The organism is Methyloversatilis discipulorum, from assembly GCF_000385375.1.
In the GTDB taxonomy this organism is placed as follows: domain Bacteria; phylum Pseudomonadota; class Gammaproteobacteria; order Burkholderiales; family Rhodocyclaceae; genus Methyloversatilis; species Methyloversatilis discipulorum_A.
On sequence record NZ_ARVV01000001.1, the window covers coordinates 633,260 to 655,189 of the forward strand.

Consider the following 21,930-nt stretch of genomic DNA (forward strand, 5'->3'; position numbering starts at 1 on the left):
CGTCATGGAGAAGCCCGCCGTCACGGAGCAAGTTCCGCTTGTCGATGCATTGCGTGGAATCGGACTTCTTCAACTCGAACTCATACGTCTCGCGTTATACATTGCCTCTGAAGGACCCGCCGAATTTGAAGGAGAGCGTTTAGCTTGCTCTCTGACGGAACCGCGACGACGTGCCTCAACCTTGCTGGCTATGGGTGCAGGGCAATCCATGAATACCGTTCTTCGCATGGCGAAGCTTCGCGGAATTCCCGTAAGAGATGCCTACCCTGTAGCCCGCTCCGTGATTGAAACCTTCGTGAATGCGGCCTACCTCCTGTCGGAGTCAGATCAAGTCTCTGAGCGAGCAGTCCGATACGTGGAGTACGCAGCCTGGAAGCACCACAACCGTGGCGTTGGAAGTGGGGACTTTTCTCTTGAGGTTTCCTCCGACCCCAATGCGGCCCAAACGCTCGCCACCAGGTTTCCAGAGTCCAGTGGCAAGGGCATGGGCACCTGGTCACCTCTTGATGTACCAAGTCGGATTCGACGTGTTGGCGAGCTTGCTGGAAAGCGGGCGGGTTCTAGGTTGCTGGCGGCGTACGCGTTGATCTATAACTTGTCCTCCGAGGTCATACACGGCTCACCGTTTGGTGTCAGCTTCTTCTATACAGGGCATCTGCATGGCGATGAAACTACGGAAGCATTCCAAGAGGGTACCGTTCGTCAGCTCGAAGAGATACTCGTTGCCGTTCTTCACGCTGCTTGCGGATATATGGCAGCCTTTGCTGAGGTTCAAGCCTTAGGCCGCCTGGGCGCAGCCGAACAGAGAATCTTTGACAGGCTCCTAGATGTCAGCACAAAAGACGCATCAGCTTTCCCTCCACCGTCCTCGTCGCGAGACTCTGCGGCAGATGACACCTAACCCGTCCATCAAGCGGACCCACAAAAAGCTGCGCTTTTTGCGGGCCGCTTATGTCCAACGTTGGGCCCCAGAAATATGAAGCGCTCGGACATCGCAGCTATCGAGGCACAGTTCGACGTCACGCTGCCTGGCGAGTACGTCTCCTTGTTGCTGGCCTACCCAAAGGATCTACCGGAAGTAGTAAGCGGGCTGGAGCTCTATAACCAACAATGGGAACTGGTCAGTGACAACGAGAGTGTAAGGAAGGGGCCGCTATGGGGAGTCACCTGGCCGGCACACTATTTCGTCATTGGCAGTGACGGCGCGGGAAACTACTTCTGCATCGATACAAAACATACGGCCCCTCCAATCTTGTTTTTCGATCACGACGACCGAACGTTCAGACAGGAAGCTCCGTCACTAGCCGAGTGGCTGCCGCAGCTACGGGAGCTCCACTCGTGACACTGGGGCCCAACAACGCGTTCAACTCGGACCGGCCTCGCGTTGCTCGGCCGGCCGGTTAACGCGGGCGTTGAGGCTGTAGAAAAACCCCTCCCCACCGTCACCCGTTCACATGCCGTTGTTATGATTCCGCATCGCCTCTACGGAGCCCCGCGATGCCGCGATTCAAGACACCCGACTACGGCCTGAAGTTGATCCCGGTCGATTTCGCGCAGCAGGTGCTGCCCGGCACCTTCGAGTTCGCACTCTGCCACCTGGTCGACAACGAACTCGATCTGTCTGCCCTGCGCGAGCGTTACACCAACGACGCAGGCGGCGCTCCGGCCTTCGATCCGGCCGTGCTGCTCAAGATCGTGCTGCTTGGTTACTCGCGCGGGCTGATCAGCTCCCGATCCATCGCCACTGCCTGCCGCACCAACGTGCTGTTCATGGCCGTCTCCGGCGATAGCGCGCCGCACTTCACAACCGTCGCGCACTTCGTCAGCAGTCTCGGCAATGAGGCCCAAGCGCTCTTCACCGAGGTGCTGCTGGTGTGCGACCGCGAAGGGCTGATCGGGCGCGAGCTCTTCGCCATCGACGGTGTGAAGCTGCCGTCGAACGCATCCAAGGCGAAGAGCGGCACCCGTGCCGATTTCGAGCGCGAGGCGGCGAAGATGGAAGCGGCCGTGCAGCGCATGATCTGTGAGCAGAAGGCGCGCGATGCCGCCGGCTGCGACGACGAGGCAGCCCGTGCGCAGCGCACCCGCGAAAGACTTTCAAGCGAAGCGGCAAAGATCCGAGACTGGCTTGCGCGCCACCCGGACGACCGACGCGGCGCCAAGGGCGCGGTTCGCCTCTCGAATCGTACCGACAACGAATCGGCCAAGATGGCCACCGCCAAGGGCGTGCTCCAGGGCTATACCGGCGTGGCCGCCGTCGATGCCGCCCACCAGATCGTGGTCAATGCGCAGGCGCACGGCACCGGATCGGAACAGGAACTGCTGCTGCCGGTGATCGACGCCTCTTCCGCTCAGCGCAGCCAGGACACCGCGATCTGCGCCGACGCGGGCTATCACTCCGAGAAGAACCTCGCCGAACTGGATAAGCGCGGCATTCCCGCGTGGGTGTGCGACAACGGCTACAGGCAGCGTGACCCCAGATACGCCGATCAGGCCAAGCACAAAGCGAAACCCGACACGCTGTGGGACAAGAGCGAGAAGGCGAAGGCAGCGCGCACCGCCGGCAAGAACAAGCCCTACGCCAACACCGACTTCACCGAAGCCGAGGACCGCAGCCACTGCCTGTGCCCAGCGGGCAAGCGCCTCTATCGCAACGGCGGTGAATGCACGATCAACGGCTACGCCGCCACCAAATACACCGGCGCCGCGCGCGACTGCGTGCCGTGCGAGCAGCGCAGCCGCTGCCTGCGCACGCCGGGCACAACGAAAGTGCGACAGGTCGCCTTCTTCCGCGGCAAGCGAGGCCCCACCGAATCACACACCGAGCGGATGAAGCGGCGCATCGATTCCACGGACGGCAAACGGATGATCGCTGCGCGGTTTGCCACCGTCGAGCCCGTGTTCGGCAACCTGCGGCACAACAAACGGCTCAGTCGCTTCACGCTGCGCGGGCGGGAGAAGGTGGATGGGCAGTGGAAGCTGTACTGCCTGGTGCACAACATCGAAAAGCTCGGGCACCATGGATACGCGAATTAGGTAAGCTGGCGGCAGAGACCGACGCCATTTCGAGCGCGTCGGGCAGCGGCCGGCGCTGACGTCAGGGGACGACGATGAAGCGAAGATCGAGAGACTGAAACGATGATGAACGACTTTGAGCCGGCGTGCGCCGGTCACAACCGCTTGCCCCGGAATGGGGTATTTCTACAGCGTCGTTAGGCGTCACAAATGCACTCGAGCAATACCGCTCTGGCTTCGCTTCACCGGCTCATGGCCTTTGCCCAGTCGGTCAGAGTTCGCCGGATGATCGAAGGAATCGCGCTCGAGCCCAAGCAGACGTTCTGGATCATGACCCTGAACCTGCTGCTTGATGCGGCGGCCATCGACTGGTGCAAAGTCTTCGGGTCCTGGGATGAAGACACTCACTGGACACGAACCATCCCCAAAGAGCGGCATGAAGAAGTGCGTGCGGAGTTACTGAAGAGGATTGGTCTCAGCGCTGACGAATGGGAAGCCTACAGAGGGAGCATTGTCCGTTTTCGAGACCAAATGGTTGCTCACCATGATCTCAATGCAACGGTCGCGCAGTATCCGCACTATGACCTCGCCTTGGGCGCTGCCGACTTTATGTTCGCTGAAATCTACGATCTAGCTGATCCGGATTCTTTAGGTGGCATTCCGTCGTCGCTGGATCGGTGGTCCGGCACCGTTGCGGGCAACATGTCAGCCATCGTCAGAGCAGCCTTCGGCGCAAGCGCGCAGCTTGGTTCGAATGTGCCCGCGTGAATCCACTTGATCTTGAGCCCGTTCGCCTCAGCGATGGCGCAAACCATCCACTGGATCGCAAGGCATGAGGTCACTACTCAGACCTTAGGCGCCCCCAATCCGTCCCATGTTTGACTTCCTGGACATGATCTCACTGCCAAGGACCCTATTGCTGGGCGTGTTACGTGCGCTTTGGTGGCTTGGTTGGGAGTTCTGTGTGCAAACGGTCGGTTGGTCGGTGGGCTGGTTCGCTTGCCGTGCGGTCACATTTGGCCGTTTTCCGTCCGAGCAGCGGAACCAACTAGAAAACGCAGGTTTGTTCGTTGCCTTCGTCGTAGAAGTGCTTGGCCTGGCACTTATAGCTCTGGGCATTTATCTCCTGTCTCAAAGCTGGCCGCACCTATGAGTTATTCAAGCTTTTCGCGTCGTAGCTTGCGTCTGCCGAGGGCGTGCGGTGGCGCAGGTGCGCCTAACCATTCCGTCTACCGGACCGCCGAACACCCGCCTTTAGGCTGCGTCAATCCGCCTCGCGGGGCGTAGGGTTACTTTCGTCGATAACCAGCGCGAGCCCTTCACTTCTGAGCCGGACACGGTAGCGCCGCCCATATGCACATCACAACTCAGGGAACGAAAAGTACGTGCCAGAGATGCGGAACAGTGCTTGAACACGAAGTACGGCGACGCAGCATGATCGACGTCGTCGGTGCGACTCTGCTCGGTCTGGTGGTCCTTGGCCTCGCGCTGTTGTTCGCGTCCACCTCCGGCCTGCGTGGCGGACGCTACACCTTGGCCGTAATCGTAGGCACTGCGGGCTTTCTTATCTGGGGGCTCTGGTACGTCGCTGGTCCAGCGGATCGCGCGGTCTCGTCCTGCCCCTCGTGTGGTGCTCAAGAGCCGGGTTCGCGTGAGCCGTAGAAGAGCGTGACCTTGCCCAATGAATGAAGGCCGAATCGTGATCGGCAGGCGAGCGACGACGTGAAAAGCTTGTTGAACATGCATGTTCGAGGCCTGCTGCAGATTGCGTATCTGTCCTTCAGCCCGACCTCGGCGCCCAGCCGCTCAGACGGCCCCAGACTTTCATGTCGATCGCTGATCCGGCTGAAAGGCTGATTTCATTCAGCACGTGGGCATACCGAAGTACATTGTGGATGCCTCTTCTCGAACCCGTCATGTCATGCGGAGTGCCCTCCTTCTCGCTAGCGTAGTGTCCGTCGCAGCCTTGACTGTCGTCGGCTTCCGGTACGTCACTTCCGTGCACGAGCCGGAGGAGAGCTTCGTTGCGGAGCAATGGGTGAGCCGGCGCGCGCAGGTACAACTCAACGATCCGGGTTGTGTGCGGGGCGGAATGGCGCTGTCGCTCATACGTACAGGCGCGCTGCTCAAGCTGACGCGCGTCGAGGTGGTCGGACTGCTCGGCGCGCCTGACGAAGGTGCCGCGGAAGCACTGCGCTACGGCCTCGGCCAGTGCCACTGGGACTGGCGGCAAAGCCTGCTGGTTGTCAGTTTCAGTCCTGGCGGCAACGTAAGCCATGTCACGGTTGCAGTCGATTGACCGCAGCTTGAATGGAGGACTTGATCCTCATGCAGTTTGCCCCGGGGAAAGGCATGGCTTTCTGGAAAAAGTGCGTGATCGGTCTGATGCTGATGTGTGCACTCGCATTCGCCGCTCTGTTGGCGCTGCTGTCGAACGCTGATGACCGCTTATGCGGAACGTACGTGGTGGACGAGGTGCTCTCGCCAAATCGGAAGTCGAAAGCTGTTTCGTACCAGATCGACTGCGGTGCGACCACCGGTTTCAATACACATATGGCGATCCTCCCCGGAGGCAGCACGCTTGAGATCGAAGACCGGAAGCTTTGGGGCGTAACGAGTTTCTTCGTGGTGGAATCCAACAACGACCCCGCGCCACGAACGCAGTACGGTGGACCAAAGGTGACAGTTCAATGGGTCTCGGATACGAAGATCGAGTTGCACTCCGACGCGCGAGCCCGCGTCATCCGGAAGGAGTCGTCGTCCGGGCGAATCCAGGTTGACTACCACTACTATTAGAGGACACTTCGTCGATGCACTTGTCGCGTCTGCGAATCTGGCTTTCTTACGGTCGTTGTCTGGACACCCCGCAAGGCATTGCGCTGATACTGAGCGTGCCCGTGTGCTGGATAGTGATTCGGCTGCGCTGGGCTTTTCCCGATCTGGCGGAAATGTCGGCCTTCTCTTCACCGGACTGGCTTTATCTGTTCTCGCCCTTTCTGGGCTTTCTTGCTTTCCTACGGCTCGGGTATCCGGCCTTTGACGCCTCGTGGCTTGCCGCCGGTATGGTGTGTGCGCTCTCAGGGTTTCCGTTCTATGTCGCCTACCTTCGCACCTGATTACACGCAATGCGCTGTGGTCCTCGCGCTGCGCCGTTTGATGGAGACTTCGCATGAAGTGTGATTGCCCTCTTTGCGGAGAGAACCTTTCGCGCAGGCGATTGAAGAAGGTGCCACTGCAGGGCGAATCATCCTGGCTGGCGTTCAGATGGTTTCTGAAATGTCCGTCGTGCATCGGTGCGCTGCAATTGAATCCGCACCCGCTCGAACGCGCCGCCCTGCGGTGGGTACTCATCGGGGTTGCGATGCTGAATGGCGGAGCTCTGCTGTTCGGCGTCACGGCGCCGCCGTCGTTGGCACTGCTATCGATTGTCCTGGTCGCGTTCGGGCCGTTCATCGGGCGGGCTCTGTTGGTTCCGGCCGACTGGCCCCGGTATGCGCCGCAGGCCTCAGGCGAGCGCAAGGCTTGATGTGGTGATGCATCGTGATTCCCGTCAATTCCTTCGTGCCGCGACGGAGACCGCCCACATGACCCTGCTCTTCCTGTGCGCCTTCTTCGCCGCGCTCTGGCTGATCGGCCTGCCGCTTTACCACGCATTCTTCGCCTGTCAGGGTGAGCGCGACGCGCTGCAGGCGAACTTCCGGCGGCTTCGGCAGGACAGACGCCTGCGCGGCCGCTGCCTGCTCGGGCTGTTCGTGCTGCTGAATGCGTGGTCGCTGTATCCGCGGCGAGGCGTGTGCGTCGCCGTGGCGGTCATCGCGGCTTTCGTGCTGGTCACGCGGTAGGGAGCACGTGCGTACGAAGGTTCTTTTCATCGCTCGCTTTCAGGCTCCGCAACTGTCCTGCTCCATGGCTGTTATGCCGCGTTGTGGCAATCTACGCAGATAAATATGGAGGTTGCTATGCCCCGTCCGCTGGAAGCCCTTGCTGAAGAAGTGCTCCAACTTGCGCCGGAAGCACGTGCCAGGCTGCTCGACCGTGTGGTGGCCAGTCTGGATGCGGATCGTGCTCGTGACGCCGCCTGGGATGCGCTGGCCGCTGAGCGGGACGCCGAGCTTGAATCCGGTGAGGCAGTGGCCATTCCGGTCGAGCAGGCGCTCGCCCGTCTTCGTGCGGAACTGGAGTGAAGGTTTCGATCCACCCGGGTGCGGATCGTGATCTCACCGATGCTTTCCGCTTCTACAGATCGGAAGCCGGTAGCCGTGTGGCTGGCCGGTTTCTTGCCGAGTTCGAGCGCGTAACGAAGCTTCTTGCCGAGTACCCGGACCTCGGCACGCCTACCGGCGCTGATCGCCGGGCATATCCGCTTGTCGGCTTTCCCTATGCGGTCATCTATTGCAGGAAGGATTACGGACTGCAGGTGCTGGTCGTACGGCACCAGAGCCGCGATCCCGGGCACGGCGAACAACGATCCTGACTTGCCGGACATGCGTGTCGCAGTCTCTGGCGCCTTTTCCCCTGCTGCCTGCCCCGAGTGATCCCCGCCCATGAGCATGATTCTCGAACTGCATACCGTCAGTGACGCCAACCTGGCCCGGGTGCTGGCCGATCCGCCGCTGGTGTGGAAGGTGGTGTCGCCGGACGATGACGGCATGTACGAAGCGGCGCGTGCCGAAGCAGGCGTTGCGGAGGCCGGTTTCTTCCAGCGCCTGTTCGGCCGGCCGGCGCGCGCAAAGGCGCCGGCGGTGGATTTCCAGCTGGCCCCGGGCGAGGTCGAAGCCACCGATCTCGACAAGGCCTGGCACGGCATCCACTTCATGCTGACCGGCACCGCGTGGGAGGGGGCGCCGCCGCTGAACTTCCTGATGCACGGCGGTGCGGTGATCGGCGACGTCGAGGTCGGCTACGGGCCCGCGCGCGGCATGACGGCGGCGGAGGTGAAGGCGGAGGCCTGCGCGCTCGCCGGCATCGACGAGGCTTTCATGCGTGCACGCTTCGATCCGGCGCAGATGACGCAGCTCGACATCTACCCCGGCATCTGGGACCGCGACCCGGCCGAGGACGACAGCTTCGGCTACTGCATGGAGTACTTCGGCGAGCTCAGGACCTTCGTGACGCGGGCAGCGGAGGGGCGCGCTGGCCTGATCATCAGTCTCACTTGAGTCACTGTCTTGCCGGTGTCCGTCATCGAATGTGCTGTCACCCGTGACGGTAGCAGGGCGATACTGTCGGCCCGGCGATCAGACGCCGGACCTGCCACAGAGACAGCGGAGCAACGCCGCCCGCCTCGTGGCCCTTCTTCGGTTTTCGGATTCGGGAGTACCGGATGTCACATCACCGTTCGCGCCGCCTGCGCAAGAAGCTGCACATCGACGAGTTTCAGGAACTGGGTTTCGAGGTGGCCTTCAGGCTGCGCGACGGCCTGTCCGCGGACGAAATGGGTGCCTTCTGGGATGCCTTCATCGGCGACGCGATCGAGGGCAACGGCCTGCTGTATGGCGGATCGACGCGCGGGATGGCCTGTCTGCGCAAGCGCGGGTCGGCCGGCGAGCAGCATCGCGAGGCGGTGCGATCCTGGCTCGCGGGGCGGTCGGAGGTGAGCGAGACGGAGGTCGGCCCGCTGATCGACGTCTGGTATCCGGCGGAGAACGATCAGGCCTGACGCCGAGCCGACGCGGCGGAGGTCCGCGTGCTGCCTTTAGCGCACCCTTGCATTCGTATGACCCACCCCCTCGTCCTGTTCGATTTCGACGGCACGCTCGCCGACTCCTTCCATCTGTTTCTCGACGCGTGGACGTACGCGGCGCAGCGGTATGGCTTCCGCGCCGTCGATACGACCGACCTCGACCGCCTGCGTCGCCTCGGCGCGCGTGACATCGTGGCCGAGGTGGGGTTGTCGCTGTGGAAGCTGCCGGCAGTCGTGGCGACGATGCGCGCGTATGTGCGCGAGCGGGCGGACGAGGTGAAGCTGTTCGACGGCGTACCCGAAGTGCTGCACGCGCTGAAGGCAGGTGGTGCGCGGATCGGCATCGTCACGTCGAACGCACGCGACACGGTGGAGCGGGTGCTCGGCGACGACTGCCGTCCGCTGATCGATCACTGGGGCTGCGGTGCGTCGCTGTTCGGCAAGGCGGCGAAGACGCGGCGGGTGATGAAGGCGGCCGGGGCTGTGGCGGAACGGACGGTGAGCGTCGGCGACGAGCTGCGCGACCTCGAAGTGGCGCAGTCGCTCGGGCTGGATTTCGTCGCGGTGGCCTGGGGTTATACCGTGCCGGACCGCTTCGCCGGGCTGACCGGCGTGCGGCTGTGCGCGGCGCCGGGTGAGCTGCCGGCACTCGTGTTCCGGCCCTGAGCGGGCGACCTCGAATGCGCGGCACCGTTTATTTGCGAACGATTCGCATTTGCGTTAATCTGGCTTCCCGAGCGGGCGCACTTCCTGCGACCCTCAGCCACAGGAAGCGGACGATGGAATTCGATACCGATGAGCCCCGGATGCCTTGCCCTTTCGGCATGCTGGCTGCGACGATGGCGTTGATGACGCGCTACGCGGACCCGGCATCGGGGCAGACCGGGCAGGGCGTGCATGAGGTTCATCCGCTGCTGGCGCGCAAGATCGTGTCCAACCTGTTCTTCCTGCAGCATCACCCGGCCTTGCCCGAACATTTCGCCCAGGTCGTCGCTCAGGTCCGCGCGCAGTGGAAGGCGCTGGCCGATGCGAAGGCCGGACGTCAGGCGGGCTTTACGTCGATGGCGGCACTGTCCACGACCGCGCACTGAACACCCGCCGTCCCGCCGTTCCGGGCTGGCCGACTTCAGCTGCTCTGGCGTATCGTCCGCTCTTCAGTCCTGGAGCCGAATGTCATGTGCAGCGACCGCGACGATCCCGAACTCGCCCGCGCCCGCATCGCCGGCGAAACCGCGCGCCACTACGGCACGATGCGCTTCGCGATGTTCACGGTGTTTTCCGCCGTGCTGGGGGCGCTGCTCGCGTTCGCGTTCTCGCAGGGCGGGTCGCTCTTCCTGGCCCACGCGCCCTACCGGGTCGGCCTCGGCGTGGTCGGGCTGGTGCTGTCGGTGCTGTTCCTGCTGGCCGAATACCGCATTTCGACGCTGGTCGCCTTCTATCAGGAAGAGGCGTTCACGGCCGGTGCGCTGGCTCCGTCGCCCGACCATGACGACTGGAAGGGCGTGGTGCTGGTGACCATGCTCGCGCCCTACGCCTTATCGGCGGTGTTCTGGCTGCTCGCCATCTTCGGCCTCATCGTGTTCCCGGTCTGGCCGGCGCCGGCGGCCGGCTGATCCTGCGCATGACGAGGTGCCGCGCGATGCGGCACCATGGCGGAACACTGTCCGGATGGAACCCGTCATGAGCGCCCATGCCCCTCCTGCAAACGATCCGTCGGTGCCGAGCGTTCTGCCGGCCGACGAAAGCGCCGGCCGTTACCTGCTCGCCGCCGTGCCGCGCGTGCATCCGGCGCAGACCGTCGATGCGGTGCTGGCCGACCTGCGCGCCCGGCACTACGACTGCCTCGACATCGTGTGCGTGGTCGATGATGACGAAAGCCTGATCGGCATCGTGCCGCTGGCCGATCTGTTCCGCGCGGGGCAGGGCGCACGCATCGACGCGGTGATGCGGCGTGACTGCCCGACCGTGCATGCGCACACCGACCAGGAGCGCGTCGCGTCGCTGGCGCTGCATCACGTGCTCGACGCGATGCCGGTGGTCGATACGCACGGCCGGCTGCTCGGCGTCGTGCCATCGACCGCGCTGCTGCATATCCTGCGTCGCGAGCACGTCGAGGACATCCACCGCCTCGCCGGCATCACGCGCGAGACGCGGCGTGCGCGCGAGGCGATCGAATCGGCGCCGATGCGCCGCCTGCGTCACCGTCTGCCCTGGCTGCTGATCGGTCTGGCCGGCAGCATGTTCGCCACCTTCATCATGGCCGGCTTCGAGCGCACGCTGTCGCTGAGTCCGGCGCTCGCCTTCTTCGTGCCGGGGCTGGTCTATCTGGCGGACGCCATCGGCACGCAGACCGAAGCGGTCGCAGTGCGTGGCCTGTCGCTGAGCCACGCGTCGATCGGCGCGCTGGTCGGTGGCGAGGTGCGCACCGGTCTGCTGATCGGACTGGTGCTGGGCGGGCTAACCTTTCCCTGCGTCTGGCTGGCCTTCGGCGACCCGACGCTGGCGTTCGCGGTGGCGCTCTCGCTGGTGATGGCCGGCGGCATCGCGACGACGATAGGTCTCTTCCTGCCCTGGCTGCTCGGCCGCCTGGGCAGCGACCCCGCCTACGGCAGCGGCCCGCTCGCCACCATCGTGCAGGATCTGCTGACGCTGCTCACCTATTTCGCGGTGGCCAGCGCGGTGATGGTGCAGGGGTGAAGGCGGGCCGGTTGCGAGTTCGGCCCTCATCCGCGGTCCCGCTCACGCTGAAGCGGGAGAGGGGCGTGTGCGGGCGGAGGTCTTTCCGTCTCCTGCATTGGCGGGGGAGGCAGAGCTTCGATCAAGGCCGCTATCGCGAGCAAGCTCGCTCCCACAAGACCCCGCCTCCGGCAACGGATCGGGCGCGCCCCCTGTCGGGGCAGCCCCGGTGGTAGCGGCCTTGGCCGCGACACGGCCGCTACGGTCCGCAGGCTTCGATACAGGTTGGCGTCGGGGTCAGAAGACCCCTCCCACAGAACACCCGGCTTTGGCCGCGGATCGCGCGTGCTCCCCGTGGGTGCGACTCCTGGGGGAGCGGCCTTGGCCGCGACATAGGCATACTGCAGCCCCTGCTGTCGATCCGCGCACCGGTCGCTCGTCGACCCTGCGACGGCGCCTGTCGCGCCGACTCCAGGAGAGCTGCCATGCGTTACATGATCATCGTCAAGGCCACCGCGGACAGCGAGGCGGGTGTCATGCCGGAGGAAGCACTGATGGCTTCGATGGCCACCTATCATGAAGAACTGATGCGCGCCGGCGTGCTGCTCGACGCCTCCGGGCTGCAGGCCAGTTCGAAGGGCTGGCGCGTGCGTTACCGCGATGCCGGGCGCAGCGTCATCGACGGCCCGTTCGCCGAGACGAAGGAGCTGATCGCCGGCTATACGCTGATCCAGGTCGCCTCGCGCGAAGAGGCGTTGCACTGGACACGCCGCTTTCCGAACCCGGCCGGCGAGGGGCGTGACGCCGAGATCGAGGTGCGTCAGGTGTTCGAACTGGACGACTTCGCACCCGGTGAGGCGGTGGAACGCTTCCGCCGGATGGACACGGCCTGAAGGAGACGATGCATGACGCACGGGACCACGACGACGGTGCACACCGGACGATGACGGCCGACCTGCACCGCACGCTGGACGCCGTCTGGCGCATCGAGTCGGCGCGCATCATCGGCGCGCTGGCGCGCATGGTGCGCGACGTCGGCCTCGCCGAGGAACTGGCGCAGGACGCGCTGGTGACGGCGCTCGAACAGTGGCCCGACAAGGGCGTGCCGGACAATCCCGGCGCCTGGCTCACCGCCACCGCGAAGAACCGCGCGCTCGACCTGCTGCGTCATCGCAGCATGCAGGCAACCAAGGCCGATGCGCTGACCTGGGAAATCGAATCGCAGCTCCAGGACGGCGCGCCACCGGCCCCGGACAGCGCGCTCGACGAACCGATCGGTGACGACGTGCTGCGCCTGATGTTCGTCGCCTGCCACCCGGTACTGTCGGTGGAAGCGCGCGTCGCGCTGACGCTGAAGATGGTCGGCGGCCTGGCCACGCCGGACATCGCGCGCGCCTTCCTGGTGCCGGAGGCGACGCTGGCGCAGCGCATCGTGCGCGCCAAGCGCACGCTGAGCGAGGCGCGCGTGCCCTTCGAACTGCCCGGGCCGGCGGAGCTGGGGGAGCGGCTCGACGCCGTGCTGAAGGTGATCTACCTCATCTTCAACGAGGGCTATGCCGCCACCGCCGGCGAGCAGTGGATGCGACCGGCGCTGTGCGAAGAGGCCCTGCGCCTCGGTCGCATACTGGCAGAGCTGGCGCCGCAGGTCGCCGAAGTGCACGGCCTGGTGGCGCTGATGGAAATCCAGGCCTCGCGCCTGCACGCGCGCACCGACGCTCGCGGCGCACCGGTGCTGCTGCTGGAACAGGACCGCACGCGCTGGGACCGTCTGCTGATACGCCGCGGGCTGGCCGCGCTGGAACGCGTCGACGCGCTCGGCGGCGGCTACGGCCCGTATGCGCTGCAGGCCGCCATCGCCGCCTGTCATGCGCGCGCCGCCCACGCCGACCACACCGACTGGCCGCGCATCGCCGCGCTGTACGACGCGCTGGCGCAGATCGCGCCGTCACCGGTGGTCGAACTCAATCGCGCGGTCGCCGTCGGCATGGCCTTCGGCCCGGCGGCCGGTCTGGAGATCGCCGACGCGCTGCGCGACGAAGCGGCGCTGCGCCACTACCACCTGTTGCCCGGCGTACGTGGCGACCTGCTGGCCAAGCTCGGCCGCCACAGCGAAGCCTGCGAAGAGTTCCGCCGCGCCGCCGCGCTGACGCAGAACGAACGCGAGCGCGAACTGCTGACCGAACGCGCCCGCGTCAGTGCGGACGCAGCACGCTGACACTCATGCGGGCAGTTCCCGGCGACGGCGCGCGGCCAAACCGATCAGCGCGGCGCCGGGGTTTGTGGGAGAGGTCTTCCGGCCCGGACAGCAGCCTGGTGCGGAGCGCGACGGCCGTGTCGCAGCCAAGGCTGCTCCCACAGGGGCATGCGCCAGACCTGCGGCCGGAGCCCGAGCGGGTTCTGTGGGAGGGGTCTTGACCCCGACAGCGGCGGTGGGCAGCGTGCTGCGCCGCTTTCAGGCCCCGTCCGCAGCAAGGGCTGCCTCCCACGGAGATCCGTCGCGCGATCCTGTGCCGAAAGCTGTGGGAGCGAGCTTGCTCGCGATTGCGTCCGTGATCGAAGCCGGCGGCCCGCACTCGCCGCGTCGCGGCCAGGGCCGCTCCCACAGGGCGTGCACACAACCAGCGCACCGACGAAAAAAAAGGCGGCCCGCAGGCCGCCTTTGAGAACTCACAGCCATTGCTGTGGAGGAGGAGAGCCGAGTATCGCCCTTGTCCGCCTGCCTGCAAGGGCTGTCACAAATACTTCATCTGCGTCTGTTCCGCAGACGGCTCAGGGTGTGCAACCCGGTGCGACAGGTGGTCGAAGGGCGGTGCAGCCGCCCGGCGCATGCTGCTGCGTGGTGCATGCGTCCGCGGCTTGCGAATGTCGGTTTACTCCGCCTCGACCGAGGCAGGCAGCGGTTCGAGTCGCTGCACCAGCACCTTGTCGACGCGGTTGCGGTCCATGTCCATCACCTCGATGCGCAGGCCGGCGACCTCGAAGAAATCGGTGGCCACCGGGATGCGGCCGAGCATGTGCAGCACCAGTCCGCCCACCGTGTGGAAGTTTCCGCTGTCCTCGCCCGGCAGTGCGTCGTCGATGCCGAGCACCGATTTGACGCGCTCGATCGACGTGCCGCCGTTGACCAGCCACGAGCCATCCGCGCGCTGAACCACGTCCGCTTCCTCGTGCGCCGTCGGCACCGACATGTCGCCGACGATGGCGGCGAGCACGTCGTTGACAGTGACCAGCCCCTGCAGATCGCCGTACTCATCGACCAGCAGCGCGAGGTGCTTGCGCGTGCGACGGAAGTTCTCCAGCAGTTGTGCGGTGCTGACCGTGTCCGGCACGTAGAGAGGCGCTTCGAGCAGCGCCTCGATGCTGCGCCGGTCTATCGTTTCGCCGGCCAGCGACTGCTTCAGCAGGGCGCCGCTCTGCAGAACGCCGAGCACGTGTTCGAGACCGTCGCGGCACACCAGCACGCGGCTGTAGGGGCTGTCGGCGATGCGCCGGCGTATGTCGTCCTCCGGGTCGTCGAGGTCGATCGCGTGGATGTCCTTGCGCGGCGTCATGATGGCGCCGACGCGCAGTTCGTCCAGGCGCAGCACGTTGGACACGATCTGCTGTTCGCTCTGGTGGAACACGCCCGCTTCGGCGCCCTGGCCCATCAGCACCTTGATCTCCTCGTCGGTGATCGGCGGCTCGTCGGTGCGGCGCGCACCGGCGATGCGCAGGATGGCGTTGCTGGTGACCGACAGCACCCACACCAGCGGCCGCGCGACGCGCGCCAGCAGCACCATGGGCCGCGAAATGAGCGAGGCGATGCCTTCGGGCGCCAGCAGTGCCAGCCGTTTCGGCACCAGTTCGCCGACCACGACGGAGAAATAGGTGATGCCGACCACCACGACGGACAGCGCCACCGTGCGTGCATAGGGCTCGATCAGCGGGAATCCCGACAGCCACGCGGCCAGCGGGTCGGCCAGTACCGTTTCGCCCATGGCGCCGCTCAGGATGCCGATCGACGTGATGCCGACCTGTATCGTCGACAGGAAGTTCGACGGGTCGTCGTGCAGCCGTATGGCGGCCTGCGCCCCCTTGTGGCCGTCCTCGGCAAGACCGATCAGGCGCGCCTTGCGCGACGACACGACGGCGATTTCCGACATCGCGAAGACGCCGTTGAGCAGGATGAGTGCAAACAGTAGTGCTACGTCCATGCTGCAGGCCACCCGCTGTCCAATGCGTGGCCCCGGTGTGAAGGAAGGACCATTATCCCCCACGGCGCACACCGCTCCCGGCCGGGCGGGGACTAGCGGCTGTCGGCGATGAAGCGGTAGCCCACGCCTGTCTCGGTCAGCAGATGTGCGGGCCGCGCCGGGTCGGCTTCGAGCTTGCGCCGCAGATGGCCCATGTAGATGCGCAGGTAGTGGCCGTGCTCGACGCTGTTCGGGCCCCATACCTCGCGCAGCAGCTGGCGGTGCGTCAGCACCTGGCCTTCGTGCGCCGCCAGCGTGGCGAGCAGCCGGTACTCGACAGGCGTCAGGTGCACCGGCTCGCCGGCGCGCGTGATCAGGCGGCGCGCCAGATCGAGTTCGCAGTCGCCGAAGCTGAGCGGGCCTGCGGCATCGGCCGGCGTGCCGCCGCGGCGGCGCAGCGCGACGCGCACGCGCGCCATCAGTTCGCCCACCGAGAACGGTTTGATCAGGTAGTCGTCGGCGCCAGCGTCGAGCGCGGCGATCTTGTCGTCGTCGCCGGTACGTGCCGACAGCACGATGACCGGCACGCTGCTCCAGCCGCGCAGATCGCGTATCAGGTCGACGCCGTCGCCGTCGGGCAGGCCGAGATCGAGCACCAGCAGATCAGGCTTGCGCGTGCCGGCCTCGATCAGGCCGCGCTGAAGTCCATCGGACTCGAACACCTGATGCCCGGCCTCCTCCAGCGCCTGGCGCACGAAACGGCGTATCGCCGCATCGTCTTCGATGATCAGTACGCGGGACACCGGGGGCTGCAGGCTGCTCATGCCGCACAGTCTGCCGCAGGCGGCAGATCGGTGCCTGCTGGCGCGTCGCGGTGCGGCAGGGTCCAGCGGAACACCGCGCCGTGTGCCGGCGGCGGCCGGTTGGCGGCGCCGATGTCGCCGCCGTGCGCGCGCACGATGGCGCGGCAGATGGCCAGCCCGAGGCCGACGCCCGGCGTGCTCGACTCGGCTTCGCCGCGCGTGAACTTGCGGAACAGGTCTTCCGGATCGCCGGCCGGCAGGCCCGGTCCGTCGTCGCTCACCTCGACCGCGATCGTGTCGCCGTCGCGCGCGGCGGTGATGCGTATCGTCGTGCCGGCCGGCGTGTACTTGGCGGCGTTCTCCAGCAGATTGACCAGCACGCGTTCGAGCAGCACGGCGTCGCCGTACAGCAGCGGCAGGTCGGGCGGCAGGTCGACGCGCACCACATGCCGTGCCAGCGCGCCCTCGATGGCGCGGATCGCGCTGCCCGCCAGTTCCTCCAGCGACTGCCAGTCGTGGCGCAGCGCCACCGCGCCGGCCTGCAGCCGCGCCATGTCGAGCAGGTTGTTCACCAGCTGCGCGGTGCGCCGCGCCTGTTCGACGATGGCGGCGATGGCCGGCCCGTGGGCGGACCCCTCGCGCGCCAGCGCGCCGGACAGGTTCTCCGACATGCCGATCAGCGCGGTCAGCGGCGTGCGCAGGTCGTGCGACAGCGCCGCCAGCAGCGAATTGCGCAGCCGTTCGGATTCCATCGACAGCAGTGTGTCCTGCGCGACGGCGACGAAGTGCACGCGCTCGATGGCGATGGCGACCAGCGCCGCGTAGGTGTCGAGCAGCTGGCGCTGTTCCGGAATCATCAGCAGCCGCGCGTGCGCCGGCTTCACGGCGATGACGCCGCGCGTGCGCATCGGCGCCTGCAGCGGCAGATAGAGCGCCGGTGCGCCGGGCAGCGTGCCGGTACCGGCACCGGCCGGTTCGCTGTGGTCGTAGGCCCACTGCGCAAGGCCGACGTCGGGCGCGAAGCGGTCGTTGTCGGGCGAGGCTGGCGCCAGCCGTTCGGCCGCGTCCGGCAGCAGCAGTGCGGCGTGGCCGCGGAAGGCGCGCTCGACCGCGCGTTCGCCGATCTCGGCCACCTGTTCCAGCGTCAGCGCGCGACCGAGATCGCGCGCCATTTCGAACAGGCTGCGCGCGCGGTCCTCGCGGTAGCGGGCAACGCGCGCCTGGTACTGCAGCGAGGCGGTGAGCTGGCCGATCACCAGACCGACCGCCATCATGACGGCGAAGGTGATCAGATATTCGGCGTCGCTGACCGAGAAGGTGAAGCGCGGTGGCACGAAGAAGAAATCGAAGGCCAGCACGTTCAGCACGGCCGACGCCAGTGCCGCCCGGCGACCGTGGCGCACGGCGATCGCCACCACCGCCAGCATGAAGAGCATGACGATGTTGGCGAGGTCGAAGTAGGGCAGCAGCGGTGTCGCCAGCACCGTCACCGCGGCACAGGAGGCGCCGGCCCACAGGTAGCCGCGCAGCGAGCGGGCGACTGCCTCGCCGTCCTCGTCGTCGGCGGGCGAGGGCGATGACGAGAGCGGGCCGCTGTCGTCGCGCCGCGCGATCACCATGAATTCGATTTCCGGCGCCAGCGCCGCCACCCGTTCGCCGAAATGGCTGCGCCCGCTGGCGCGCTGCCACAGCGTGCCGACCCGGCCGCGCAGCGAGTAGCCGGTCACCAGCGTGCCCAGATTGTGTTCGCGCGCGTAGGCGACGGCGGCCACGGCGGCGTCCTGCGCGGTCAGCGTGGCAGTGGTCGCGCCCAGCGACTCGGCCAGCTTGAGCGTGGCCAGTATGGCGCGGCGACGCGCTTCGGGCAGGCGCTGCAGCGCCGGTGTCTCGATGTAGATGGCGTGCCACGGCGCGTCGGCCTGCGCCGCCCGGCGGGCAGCGGCGCGCACCAGCCGCTCGGCGCCGGCGTCCGGGCCGACGCAGGCGAGCAGTGCATCGCTTACCTGCCACACCGCGCGGCTGGCCTGCGCAACGTGTTCGCGCCGGTAGCTGCGCACGTCCTCTTCGACCCGCTCGGCCGTGCGGCGCAGCGCCAGTTCGCGCAGCGCCATCAGGTTGCCCTTGCGGAAGAAATTCTTCACCGCGCGCTCGGCCTGCTCCGGCAGATACACCTTGCCTTCGCGCAGCCGGCGCAGCAGATCGTCGGTCGGCAGGTCGACCAGCACCACTTCGGAGGCGGAATCGAACACGTGGTCGGGCACCGTTTCGCGCACGCGGATGCCGGTGATGCCGCCAACCACGTCGTTCAGGCTTTCGATGTGCTGCACGTTCACCGTGGTCCACACGTCGATGCCGGCGTCGAGCAGTTCGTCGATGTCCTGCCAGCGCTTCGGGTGGCGCGAGCCGGGCGCGTTGCTGTGCGCCAGTTCGTCGACCAGCAGCACGGCGGGGCGGCGGGCCAGCGCACCGTCGAGATCGAATTCCTCCAGCGTGCGCCCCTGCACCGTCAGCGCCCGGCGCGGCAGCAGTTCCAGCCCCTGCAGCTGCTGCGCGGTTTCGCTGCGGCCGTGCGTCTCGACGATGCCGACCACGACGTCGATCTGCTGATCGCGCAGGCGCTGTGCAGCGTCAAGCATGGACCAGGTCTTGCCGACGCCGGCAGACGAACCGAAGTAGATCTTCAGCCGGCCGCGCGCGGCCCGCGCTTCCGCCGCCTGTGCGGCGGCGAGCAGGGCGTCCGGGTCGGGGCGTATCGGTTCGTCGGTCATCGTCGCAGTCTAGCGCCCGGAACGCCGGCCGCTGCGCACGACCAGCCAAACGACCAGCGCCAGCGGCGCGGCGATGGCCAGCAGACCGAGCAGCAGCACGAGGAGGTCGTGGTCCATGCTCAGCGCAGCGCGGCGAGTGCGCGGTTCAGCGCCAGCACGTTCACCCGTGGCTCGCCGACGAAGCCCAGCCACGGGTGATGCGCGTGACGCTCGATCAAGGCCTCGACCGCGGCCGGGTCGAGGCCGCGCGCCCGCGCCACGCGTGCGGCCTGATAGCGCGCGGCGGCGAGGCTGATGTCGGGGTCCAGGCCGCTGGCCGATGCGGTGACCAGATCGACCGGCACCGGCGCGCGGTTGTCCGGGTCGGCCGCCCGCAGCGCGGCGATGCGCTGCGCCACCGCGTCGACCAGCACGCGGTTGTTCGCGCCCAGATTGCTGCCACCGGAGGCCGCGCCGTTGTAGGGCTGCGTCGCGGTGGCCGACGGGCGCGACCAGAAGTGACCGGGCGACGAGAAGGGCTGGCCGATCAGCGCCGAGCCGGTCACCTGCTCGCCGTCGCGGATCAGCGATCCGGCGGCGCGTTCGGGGAACAGCGTCTGCGCCAGCGCGGTGACCAGCAGCGGGTAGGCGAGACCAGTCAGTGCGGACAGCAGCAGGAACAGAGACAGCGCAGGGCGCAGGGCATGCAGTGCGGCGTTCATGGCAGGACTCCGTATTCAGGTGAGGTGCAGCGCGGTGAGCAGCACGTCGATGAGCTTGATGCCGACGAAGGGCACGACGAGCCCGCCCAGGCCGTACAGCAGGCCGTTGCGACGCAGCAGCGCGGCGGTGCCGAGCGCGCGGTACTGCACGCCGCGCAACGCCAGCGGAATCAGCGCGACGATGATGAGCGCATTGAAGATGACGGCCGACAGGATGGCCGACTCGCCCGACGCGAGCTGCATCACGTTCAGCGCACCGAGCTGCGGATAGGTGGCGGCGAAGGCGGCCGGCAGGATGGCGAAGTACTTGGCGACGTCGTTCGAAATGCTGAAGGTGGTCAGCGCGCCACGCGTCATCAGCATCTGCTTGCCGATCTCGACCACCTCGATCAGCTTGGTCGGATTGCTGTCGAGGTCGACCATGTTGCCGGCCTCCTTCGCCGCCTGTGTGCCGCTGTTCATCGCCACCGCGACGTCCGCCTGGGCCAGCGCCGGCGCGTCGTTGGTGCCGTCGCCGGTCATCGCCACCATGCGGCCCTCCGCCTGGTAGCGGCGGATCAGCGCCAGCTTGGCTTCCGGCGTCGCTTCGGCCAGCACGTCGTCGACGCCGGCTTCGGCGGCGATGGCGGCGGCGGTGAGCCGGTTGTCGCCGGTGATCATGACGGTGCGTATGCCCATGCGCCGCAGTTCGACGAAGCGCTCGCGGATGCCGCCCTTGACGATGTCCTTCAGTTCGACCACGCCCAGCACGCGTGCACCGTCGGCCACCACCAGCGGCGTGCTGCCGCGGCGGGCGGCGTCCTCGACGATGCGCAGCAGTTCCGGCGCGAACTGCCCGCCCAGCGACTCGACATGCTGGCGCACCGCCTCGGCCGCGCCCTTGCGGATCTGCCGGCCTTCCCAGTTCACGCCGCTCATGCGCGTCTGCGCGGTGAAGGGCACGAAGGCGGCGTCGTGCGACAGCAGCTGGCGTTCGCGCAGCGCGAACTTCTGTTTGGCGAGCACGACGATGCTGCGCCCCTCCGGCGTTTCGTCGGCCAGCGATGCAAGCTGGGCGGCGTCGGCCAGATCGCGTTCGCTGACGCCGGGTGCCGGCAGGAAGGCGGCAGCCTGACGATTGCCCAGCGTGATGGTGCCGGTCTTGTCGAGCAGCAGCACGTCGACGTCACCGGCCGCCTCGACCGCGCGGCCCGAGGTGGCAATCACGTTGGCGCCGAGCATGCGGCTCATGCCGGCCACGCCGATGGCCGACAGCAGGCCGCCTATCGTGGTCGGGATCAGGCATACCAGCAGCGCCACCAGCGCGGTCACGGTCACCGGCACGCCCTGATGCGCGGCCTGCACCGCGAACAGCGAGAACGGCAGCAGCGTCACGGTGGCCATCAGGAATGCCAGCGTCAATGCGATGAGCAGGATGGTCAGCGCGACTTCGTTCGGCGTCTTGCGCCGCTTTGCGCCCTCGACCATGGCAATCATGCGGTCGAGGAAGCTGTCGCCCGGATTGACCGTGCAGCGCACGACGATCCAGTCCGACAGCACGCGGGTGCCGCCGGTGACCGACGAGAAATCCCCGCCGGCTTCGCGGATGACCGGCGCCGATTCGCCGGTGATGGCGCTTTCATCCACCGAGGCCACGCCTTCGATCACCTCGCCGTCGCAGGGCATGGTGTCGCCGGCCTCGACCAGCAGCACGTCGCCGATGCGCAGCGCGCCGGTATCGACCGGATCCCAGCGCTCGCCCTGTCGCGGCGCGCGCAGCTTCTTCGCGGTGCCGCGCTTCTGCAGGCTGCGCAGGCTGGCCGCCTGCGCCTTGCTGCGGCCTTCCGCCAGCGCCTCGGCGAAATTGGCGAACAGCACGGTGAACCACAGCCACAGCGCGTTGGCGCCGATGAACCAGGCGGGCGCCTCGCCCTGACCGGCCAGCGCCTGCAGCCACAGCGCGCTGATCAGCACGGCGCACAGCCAGACCACGAACATGACCGGATTGCGCCATTGCGCGGCCGGATTGAGCTTGATGAAGGCATCGCGCACCGCGCCGCGCAGCAGCGCGGGATCAAGCAGACCGGCAGTCGGGCGCGAAGGATGAAGGGCGTTCGTCATGATCCTGAAAAC

General features: G+C 66.7%; 25 protein-coding genes. 20 read left to right on the top strand and 5 right to left on the bottom strand.

Annotated features, from left to right (window positions below):
* The first annotated feature begins 4 nt into the window (after positions 1-4).
* The 20 genes from METRZ18153_RS20455 to METRZ18153_RS0103095 all read left to right on the top strand — a co-directional run bounded on the left by METRZ18153_RS20455 (position 5) and on the right by METRZ18153_RS0103095 (position 13,589).
* Positions 5-901, top strand: coding sequence for a DUF5677 domain-containing protein (locus METRZ18153_RS20455; RefSeq protein WP_198291204.1), 897 nt, complete (start codon positions 5-7; stop codon positions 899-901).
* Positions 902-976: 75 nt separating this feature from the next.
* Positions 977-1,342, top strand: coding sequence for an SMI1/KNR4 family protein (locus METRZ18153_RS0103005; RefSeq protein WP_020163348.1), 366 nt, complete (start codon positions 977-979; stop codon positions 1,340-1,342).
* Between the two features lie 155 nt (positions 1,343-1,497).
* Complete coding sequence (locus METRZ18153_RS0103010; RefSeq protein WP_020162865.1) at positions 1,498-3,036, top strand: transposase; 1,539 nt, start codon at positions 1,498-1,500, stop codon at positions 3,034-3,036.
* Positions 3,037-3,225: 189 nt separating this feature from the next.
* A complete protein-coding gene (locus METRZ18153_RS0103015; protein WP_020163349.1) occupies positions 3,226-3,783 on the top strand; it encodes a hypothetical protein in 558 nt (185 codons plus the stop codon).
* Between the two features lie 106 nt (positions 3,784-3,889).
* A complete protein-coding gene (locus METRZ18153_RS20785; protein WP_157257181.1) occupies positions 3,890-4,168 on the top strand; it encodes a hypothetical protein in 279 nt (92 codons plus the stop codon).
* Positions 4,169-4,966: 798 nt separating this feature from the next.
* Complete coding sequence (locus tag METRZ18153_RS0103025) at positions 4,967-5,314, top strand: hypothetical protein (RefSeq protein ID WP_232415950.1); 348 nt, start codon at positions 4,967-4,969, stop codon at positions 5,312-5,314.
* 11 nt (positions 5,315-5,325) lie between these two features.
* Positions 5,326-5,811: a hypothetical protein gene (locus METRZ18153_RS0103030; protein WP_020163352.1), complete on the top strand. Its 486-nt coding sequence runs from the start codon at positions 5,326-5,328 to the stop codon at positions 5,809-5,811.
* Between the two features lie 14 nt (positions 5,812-5,825).
* Entirely contained in the window at positions 5,826-6,131 is a 306-nt protein-coding gene (locus tag METRZ18153_RS0103035; RefSeq protein WP_157257182.1) for a hypothetical protein, read from the top strand.
* Between the two features lie 53 nt (positions 6,132-6,184).
* Positions 6,185-6,541 carry a hypothetical protein gene (locus METRZ18153_RS0103040; protein ID WP_081629054.1) on the top strand — a complete coding sequence of 119 codons (357 nt, stop codon included), beginning with the start codon at positions 6,185-6,187 and terminating at the stop codon, positions 6,539-6,541.
* A 58-nt stretch (positions 6,542-6,599) separates the two neighbouring features.
* Positions 6,600-6,857 carry a hypothetical protein gene (locus METRZ18153_RS0103045; RefSeq protein ID WP_020163355.1) on the top strand — a complete coding sequence of 86 codons (258 nt, stop codon included), beginning with the start codon at positions 6,600-6,602 and terminating at the stop codon, positions 6,855-6,857.
* A gap of 117 nt (positions 6,858-6,974) precedes the next feature.
* Positions 6,975-7,199 carry an addiction module protein gene (locus tag METRZ18153_RS0103050; RefSeq protein WP_020163356.1) on the top strand — a complete coding sequence of 75 codons (225 nt, stop codon included), beginning with the start codon at positions 6,975-6,977 and terminating at the stop codon, positions 7,197-7,199.
* Positions 7,196-7,489, top strand: a complete 294-nt coding sequence (locus METRZ18153_RS0103055) for a type II toxin-antitoxin system RelE/ParE family toxin (RefSeq protein WP_020163357.1) — start codon at positions 7,196-7,198, stop codon at positions 7,487-7,489. The genes METRZ18153_RS0103050 and METRZ18153_RS0103055 overlap by 4 nt, the downstream gene beginning before the upstream one ends.
* Positions 7,490-7,559: 70 nt before the next feature.
* Complete coding sequence (locus METRZ18153_RS0103060) at positions 7,560-8,174, top strand: YfbM family protein (protein WP_020163358.1); 615 nt, start codon at positions 7,560-7,562, stop codon at positions 8,172-8,174.
* A gap of 164 nt (positions 8,175-8,338) precedes the next feature.
* Complete coding sequence (locus METRZ18153_RS0103065; protein WP_020163359.1) at positions 8,339-8,674, top strand: YggL 50S ribosome-binding family protein; 336 nt, start codon at positions 8,339-8,341, stop codon at positions 8,672-8,674.
* A gap of 57 nt (positions 8,675-8,731) precedes the next feature.
* On the top strand, positions 8,732-9,364 hold the full coding sequence (locus METRZ18153_RS0103070; protein WP_020163360.1) for an HAD hydrolase-like protein: 633 nt from the start codon (positions 8,732-8,734) through the stop codon (positions 9,362-9,364).
* A 113-nt stretch (positions 9,365-9,477) separates the two neighbouring features.
* Positions 9,478-9,789, top strand: coding sequence for a hypothetical protein (locus METRZ18153_RS0103075; protein ID WP_020163361.1), 312 nt, complete (start codon positions 9,478-9,480; stop codon positions 9,787-9,789).
* Positions 9,790-9,873: 84 nt separating this feature from the next.
* Positions 9,874-10,311, top strand: coding sequence for a hypothetical protein (locus METRZ18153_RS0103080; RefSeq protein WP_020163362.1), 438 nt, complete (start codon positions 9,874-9,876; stop codon positions 10,309-10,311).
* A 67-nt stretch (positions 10,312-10,378) separates the two neighbouring features.
* On the top strand, positions 10,379-11,395 hold the full coding sequence (locus METRZ18153_RS0103085) for a magnesium transporter (RefSeq protein ID WP_232415951.1): 1,017 nt from the start codon (positions 10,379-10,381) through the stop codon (positions 11,393-11,395).
* Between the two features lie 464 nt (positions 11,396-11,859).
* A complete protein-coding gene (locus METRZ18153_RS0103090; RefSeq protein ID WP_020163364.1) occupies positions 11,860-12,267 on the top strand; it encodes a YciI family protein in 408 nt (135 codons plus the stop codon).
* 50 nt (positions 12,268-12,317) lie between these two features.
* A complete protein-coding gene (locus METRZ18153_RS0103095; RefSeq protein ID WP_029143510.1) occupies positions 12,318-13,589 on the top strand; it encodes an RNA polymerase sigma factor in 1,272 nt (423 codons plus the stop codon).
* 655 nt (positions 13,590-14,244) lie between these two features.
* On the opposite strand, the gene METRZ18153_RS0103100 is transcribed toward METRZ18153_RS0103095, so the two are convergent.
* The 5 genes from METRZ18153_RS0103100 to kdpB form a co-directional block, all read right to left on the bottom strand.
* A complete protein-coding gene (locus METRZ18153_RS0103100) occupies positions 14,245-15,567 on the bottom strand; it encodes a hemolysin family protein (protein ID WP_020163366.1) in 1,323 nt (440 codons plus the stop codon).
* Between the two features lie 92 nt (positions 15,568-15,659).
* Positions 15,660-16,370, bottom strand: a complete 711-nt coding sequence (gene kdpE, locus METRZ18153_RS0103105) for a two-component system response regulator KdpE (protein ID WP_020163367.1) — start codon at positions 16,368-16,370, stop codon at positions 15,660-15,662.
* Positions 16,367-19,117: a two-component system sensor histidine kinase KdpD gene (gene kdpD, locus METRZ18153_RS0103110; RefSeq protein ID WP_020163368.1), complete on the bottom strand. Its 2,751-nt coding sequence runs from the start codon at positions 19,115-19,117 to the stop codon at positions 16,367-16,369. Before kdpD ends, kdpE begins: the two co-directional genes overlap by 4 nt.
* Positions 19,118-19,236: 119 nt before the next feature.
* Positions 19,237-19,818 carry a potassium-transporting ATPase subunit KdpC gene (gene kdpC, locus METRZ18153_RS0103120; protein ID WP_020163370.1) on the bottom strand — a complete coding sequence of 194 codons (582 nt, stop codon included), beginning with the start codon at positions 19,816-19,818 and terminating at the stop codon, positions 19,237-19,239.
* Positions 19,819-19,833: 15 nt separating this feature from the next.
* Positions 19,834-21,918, bottom strand: a complete 2,085-nt coding sequence (kdpB, locus tag METRZ18153_RS0103125; protein WP_020163371.1) for a potassium-transporting ATPase subunit KdpB — start codon at positions 21,916-21,918, stop codon at positions 19,834-19,836.
* Between the last annotated feature and the right edge of the window lie 12 nt (positions 21,919-21,930).